The organism is Bradyrhizobium sp. CSA112 (genome assembly GCF_029051645.1).
GTDB lineage: Bacteria > Pseudomonadota > Alphaproteobacteria > Rhizobiales > Xanthobacteraceae > Bradyrhizobium.
The window spans coordinates 1-5,882 of record NZ_JAACFS010000081.1 but is presented as its reverse complement, the minus strand read 5'-3'; the positions used below and the strand labels follow the sequence as shown (position 1 = coordinate 5,882).

Below are 5,882 nucleotides of genomic sequence, written 5' to 3'. Positions count from 1 at the left end.
CACGAACTCAAGGAGCGCATCATGGCCGGTATCGACGACGTCAATCGCCATCCGGTCATCCACACGTGGTCCTACAAACTCGCCGAGGTCGCCTGATATGATTCGAACCAAGAAAACGCTAATCTAGGTCGCAATCTTCATGCGTGCCTTGCAAAACAACTAGCCCGTTCGAAGCTATTCTGCCTGAGCGTCTCATGACTTGATGCATGAAGGCCGACCGCAAGTCCGCTTAGGAAACCGCGCCTTAGCTGCCTGTCTCGGTCGCTTCGATAGGGATGGTGAAGCCGACTTTTACTCAATCCATGACCACCAAAGTTTTTAAACCTTTGATGTCTGGGTTCTCAGAGGAAGGCGGCGAGTAAATTGCTCATAGCCCTCCAGATCGGTGGCCGTGACAATGATCAGGAAATCCGCCTCCCCCGTCAAGTAATAGCCGCTCATGACCTCCGGATTGGCGCGCAGTGCTTGCTTGAAACGGCCAATGATGTCTGCCCGTTCTCGCTCCAATGAAACCAATACCAACATGGAATGGGCGACCGAATGCCTTCGGCTACACGATGGATACGTCCGCCTCGATGATACCGCTGTCTCGGAGTGTTTTCAGTCACCGCTGGACGGCGGTGGCGGGCAGGCCGATCCGTTCTCCTATTTCATCGGATGTCGGCCGATTATTACCCTGGACAAACATCATGATGCGCGTCGGCTGAAGCGCTCGACGCTTGGTTCCACTACTTCGTTTGAGCCAACTTCCACGCACAGCCTGCAGGCTCAGAATCGCTGTGCCTGCCGGCGGGTCGCAACGCCGTGACGTTGAGCTACGAAATTACACTTCGAATAGTTCGCGCGGCAGCTTCGTGAATGATTCACCGCCAGCGTCGGTAACTCGAAACGTTTCGCTGATCGCATAGCCGACATCTTCACCGATCCAGTTTCCCAGCATGAGGTGAAAGGTCATGTTCGGCTTCAGGATGGTCACATCACCTTCCTTCAGGCTGGCCGTCGGCTCCGCCCAATCGATCCCGACGGCGTAGCCACACCGCGACTCCTTTTCAAAGCCATGCTTCTTCAGCGTGGTGTTGAAGGCTGCCGCGACGTCGCTACAGGTCCTCCCGGTCCTGGCGGCGGTGAGTGCAGCTTCCAGACCAGCGACCTCTCCTTCATGCAGCCGACGTATTTGATCTAACGGCTTGCCAATCGACATTGTGCGCATCAGCGGAGACGTATAGCCGTGGCGTACGCCGCTGAATTCGAGGTTGATCTGTGACCCCTGTTGAAAGACGTCCTCGGTCCAGCGAATGTGACACGTAGAGGTGCGCGGCGTAGCGCACAGAAAGAAGCTCGCGAGATCGGTTCCCGGCTTACCGTTAGCGCCGCGCACCAGCGTTGCAATGATCTCGGCGGATGCATCGGCTTCGCGCACGCCCGGGCGAATAACGTCTTTCGCCTTGAGCATTCCGGCATCGGAAACGGCGGCGGCTTCGCGCATCATCGCAATTTCCAGGTCTGACTTCACGCCTCTAATCCAGGTGACGGCGTTGGTGCAATCGACGATTTTCGCTCCGGCCGCTCGAGACTTGAATTTCTCAACGGTTAAAGCCGGCAAGAGCTTCGCTTCGAGACCAATCCCCTTAAGGCCAAGATCCTTGTCAAAAATGAAGTCGATGATCGCATCGTATCCGTCCTGGTCGGGATTGGCGATGAGCGCTTCCGGGTAGCCAATCACATGGCCACGATCGATAAACATCTGATGGATTGCCGCTGGACCGTCCATGCGGCGTGTAATGAAGGTCGGCTCTTCGTCCTTTAAGGAAACGACCAAACCCTGAGGCACATACCCGGATTTTGACGTGTATCCCGAAAGGTACGTAATGTTGGCTGGCGCCGTGACCACCAGCACTTCAACCTCGCGCCGCTCCATCTCGGATTTAACAGCAGTCAATCTTCGCAGATATTCAGAGCGCGGGAACGCCTGCGAGCCTTTTGGCATTGCCATGGTTTCGACTCCTTCTGTGAAATACCGGGCTATTCCATTGTGATCTCGCGCATATTAGGGCTGCGCCGGCAAATCAGAGCACCGTCATCTTTCGCGGCGGGGCGGCCACCTCGAAAGCTAGCGGCAACTCGGCAGTCATCAAGATGCCAACCCAGGACGCGAGTGGGCTCAGGCCATCCGTCAACGATTTGGGAGCCCCCTGTTTGTGACGGTGGCCAAACATCGATGGCGTTACGAATTCAGCATTTCCAAGCAGTACCGAACCATAAGTTCGGTTGTCGGAACAAGCAGCTCGTCAGACGCTCTCCGGTTTTCCATTCATTGTTGGAAAGCTCCGGTTCGCGATGCATGGCATTACGGATGATAGCATCCTGCCCGGCACTAGAAAGCACATTGTTCGCGATTGTTTTCATTGTCCATCTCGCCACGGTGTCGAGTTGAGCATCACTTCTTAATGTAGCAAAAAGAGATCGGGGGAAACCATCGACTCGCTAGGTCATGACGCAGCAATGCTGCAACGTTTTCGTTTAATGGGCACATTCGCGGAAACATCTTCCAACTTTGATTAGTGCTTTGCCGATCGAAGGTCGTTGTTCGCTAGGGACTCCAAGAGGGTCTCGCGAAATCGAAAAAAGCTATTAGTCCAGGTTGTTGATAGGAGGGCGGCCCCCTGTAACCTAGAAGTTGCTAGTTTCTTAGCTCGAGCTATCGCTGAAAGTTGGTGACGCGGGAATCGGGAAGGCGGCATATCGTGGGGGTGCTTGACGCCTCCACTTCTCCACCGAAGGAGCGATATGCCGTGTCCAAGGATAACATCATCAAGCTGATTCAGCCAGGAAAGGTCGACGATCAACTCACCGAAATCCTGCGCAATGGGGCGCGTGCTCTGTTGGCCCAGGCGGTCGAGGCCGAGGTCGCGGACTTTCTCGGCAAGCATGCCGATTTGAAGACTGCGGATGGCCATCAGCGCGTCGTGCGCCACGGTCACCTGCCGGAACGCGAGGTGATGACCGGTATCGGTCCGGTCGCCGTCCGCCAGCCGCGTGTACGCGATCGCGAGGCGGACGCTACCGACCCCGACCGCATCCGGTTCTCTCCGTCGATCCTGCCGCCCTACATGCGCCGCTCGAAATCGATCGAGACGCTTCTGCCGATCCTTTACCTGAAGGGTATCTCCACCGGCGACTTCTCCGAGGCTCTGGCGGCGCTGCTCGGCAAGGATGCTGCCGGGTTGTCGGCATCCGCCGTCGGCCGCCTGAAGGACGGTTGGCTTGACGAACACACCGCGTGGCAGAGGCGCGATCTGTCGGCGAAGCGCTACGTCTACATCTGGGCCGATGGCATCCATCTCCAGGCACGCCTCGAAGACGAAAAGCAGTGCATCCTGGTGCTGATCGGCGCGACGCCGGAAGGCCGCAAGGAACTGGTCGGCTTCACTGATGGCGCCCGCGAGAGCGCGCAGGACTGGCGCGATCTGCTGCTCGACCTGAAGCGGCGCGGGCTCGACGTGCCGCCGCAGCTCGCCATTGCCGATGGTGCGCTCGGGTTCTGGAAGGCCGCCGGTGAGGTCTGGCCGAAAACGCGCGAGCAGCTGGGTGCACAAGACCGCGAACGTGATCGCCAAGTTGCCGAAGAGCCAGCAGCCGAAGGCCAAACGCGCGTTGCAGGAGATCTGGATGGCCGAAACCAAGTCCGCCGCCGAGCTGGCGTTCGACGCCTTCATCGAGAGCTACTCGCCCAAATACGAGAAGGCGGCCGACTGCTTGAGTAAGGACCGGGACACGCTACTGGCGTTCTACGACTTCCCGGCCGAGCACTGGAAGCATCTGCGGACGACCAACTCCCATTGAAAGCACCTTCGCTACCGTGCGCCACCGCACGATCCGATCGAAGGGTTGCCTGTCCAACAGGACGGCGCTCGCGATAGTCTTCAAACTGCTTGAGGCCGCGCAGAAAAGCTGGCGTCGTCTCGATGGCCACAACCAATTGCCAAAACTCGTTCTCGGTGTGACATTCAACGAGATCGAGGTCATGGTACCCTCGATCGCCGAACCGGAAAACAAAGCTAAGTCAACGAATCAGGAATGATAGTTCGCACTAATGCGCCCGATTGGGTGATCTTCATGCGTTATTTCGGCGGACACAGAGCAAATATCGGAGAAAATCGCTTTGATCAAAGCTATAATGGTGAACTTGACCTCGCAAATCGCACACTCACCGGGGCTTTTCCATTTCGAGCGCGGTATTGGAGTCACACCCGCGAAGCTCGCGGGGCCTCGCCGATGTTGAATCCGGAAACTTTCGACCTCCCGGTTATCTCGGATGCACGCACTAGCATGGTAACGGGTACATTCGATGGCAGAGTGAGTGCGCGCAGCGGCAACTACAGACCTAAATGAAGGTTCAAGCTCAATGGCCACACGCAGCAACAGCTTTCTCTCGGATGCCGAGCGCGACGCAGTGATCGAGCTGCGTCACGCCATGCATCGCGAGCCTGAGCTCTCCAACGCGGAATGGAAGACACAGGAGCGGATTGGCGGCATACTGCAGCGCTTCGGCCTCAACGGCGCGAAGGTCTTCCACAACACTGGTCTGTATGTCGATATCGAAGGCAGCGCTTCCGGTCCAAAACGATCGATTGCAGTGCGCGGCGACATTGACGCGCTGCCGATTCAGGAGGCCCGCGAGGACCTGCCTTATCGTTCCCAGGTGAACGGCGTCATGCACGCTTGCGGTCACGATGTGCACGCATCGATTGCGCTCGGCACTGCGCTCGCCTTCCACCGTATGCGCGACAATTTCGCGGGCAAGGTGCGCGTAATCTTCCAACCGGCCGAGGAGGCGGAGCCGCTGGGCGGGCGTACGGTGAAAGACGAGAGGCTGCTGGACGGCTTTGACGGGGCCGTCGGTTTCCACGTTAGTCCCGACATTCCCGCCGGCATGTTCGACGCGTGCGAGGGCTCGATCACTAAGTCGGCCGATCAGTTCAAGCTCACTATTACGGGTAAGATGGCGCATGGCGCGTCGCCACATAACGGCGTCGATGCAATCGCGATTGCCGCGGCCTTCGTTAACGAGGTGCAAAAGGTGGTCTCACGCGAGATGCCGGTCGATGACGGCGCGGTCGTCACGATCGGCACCATCCATGGGGGAACAGCGACCAACATTATCTGTCCCTCGGTCGTCATGGAGGGGACGATCAGGACCCGCAGCCCAGAACGTCGAGAGCTGCTGTCCCAGCGCGTGCGCGAAGTGGCGGAAGGCGTGGCTGCAATGCATCGTGGCCACGCCGAATGCATCATCCGAACAGGTGAACCCCCGGTCGTCAACGATGGAGAAATGGTGAGGCGCTTCCGGCAAGTCGTTCATGACACCCTTGGCCGCGACTCTTTTACCGCGAAAAGGCGAGCAGCAGGCAGTGACGACTTCGGCTTCTACGCGGCGTGCGTGCCGTCAATCTATTTCTGGTTCGGTACTCGCGCAGCCGGCAATGAATCATTAGTGCATACGCCGACATTCGGAGCTTCCGATGATCTCCTCAATCCCACGGCGGAACTCACAGTAAGATACGTCCTTGAGCTATTGAATCCGTGATAACGTGGAGAGGTTTGCGCATCGGCGCAGAGACCCGCTGTTGCTCTTCAGGCGGGGCGGCGACCTGCTCCTCATGCTGTGACGGATTAACTCGACACGACAAAAGCGAGCGGCTGGATACAGTGTCGATGCAGTGTGGTCACGTCCAAAATTCGCTGGCTGCGGAGATAGTCGTCCGTTAAGAAGCCGATCTGAGTGTTGATTGGACGGCGATGGCTGCGATGAGCGCAGTGAGGAAGAGGCGCCAAAAATCCCTCAGCCAGGCGAGGATGCGGCGGAAGTTGTGTCCGACGGC

Annotated in this window: 3 protein-coding genes and 2 pseudogenes; 2 read left to right on the top strand and 3 right to left on the bottom strand. The window is 57.9% G+C overall.

What is annotated here, in order from left to right:
- Window positions 1-295: 295 nt before the first annotated feature.
- The 3 genes and pseudogenes from GWE18_RS41615 to GWE18_RS41605 form a co-directional block, all read right to left on the bottom strand.
- Window positions 296-691, bottom strand: a pseudogene (locus tag GWE18_RS41615) (Lrp/AsnC family transcriptional regulator).
- Window positions 692-823: 132 nt separating this feature from the next.
- A complete protein-coding gene (locus GWE18_RS41610; RefSeq protein WP_275191263.1) occupies window positions 824-1,993 on the bottom strand; it encodes a Xaa-Pro peptidase family protein in 1,170 nt (389 codons plus the stop codon).
- Window positions 1,994-2,232: 239 nt separating this feature from the next.
- Window positions 2,233-2,406 carry a hypothetical protein gene (locus GWE18_RS41605; RefSeq protein WP_275191262.1) on the bottom strand — a complete coding sequence of 58 codons (174 nt, stop codon included), beginning with the start codon at window positions 2,404-2,406 and terminating at the stop codon, window positions 2,233-2,235.
- 386 nt (window positions 2,407-2,792) lie between these two features.
- Here GWE18_RS41605 and GWE18_RS41600 point away from each other — a divergent pair.
- Together GWE18_RS41600 and GWE18_RS41595 are read left to right on the top strand one after the other, a co-directional pair.
- A pseudogene (locus GWE18_RS41600) lies at window positions 2,793-4,081 on the top strand (IS256 family transposase).
- A 324-nt stretch (window positions 4,082-4,405) separates the two neighbouring features.
- Entirely contained in the window at window positions 4,406-5,587 is a 1,182-nt protein-coding gene (locus GWE18_RS41595; protein WP_275191261.1) for a M20 family metallopeptidase, read from the top strand.
- Window positions 5,588-5,882: the final 295 nt, after the last annotated feature.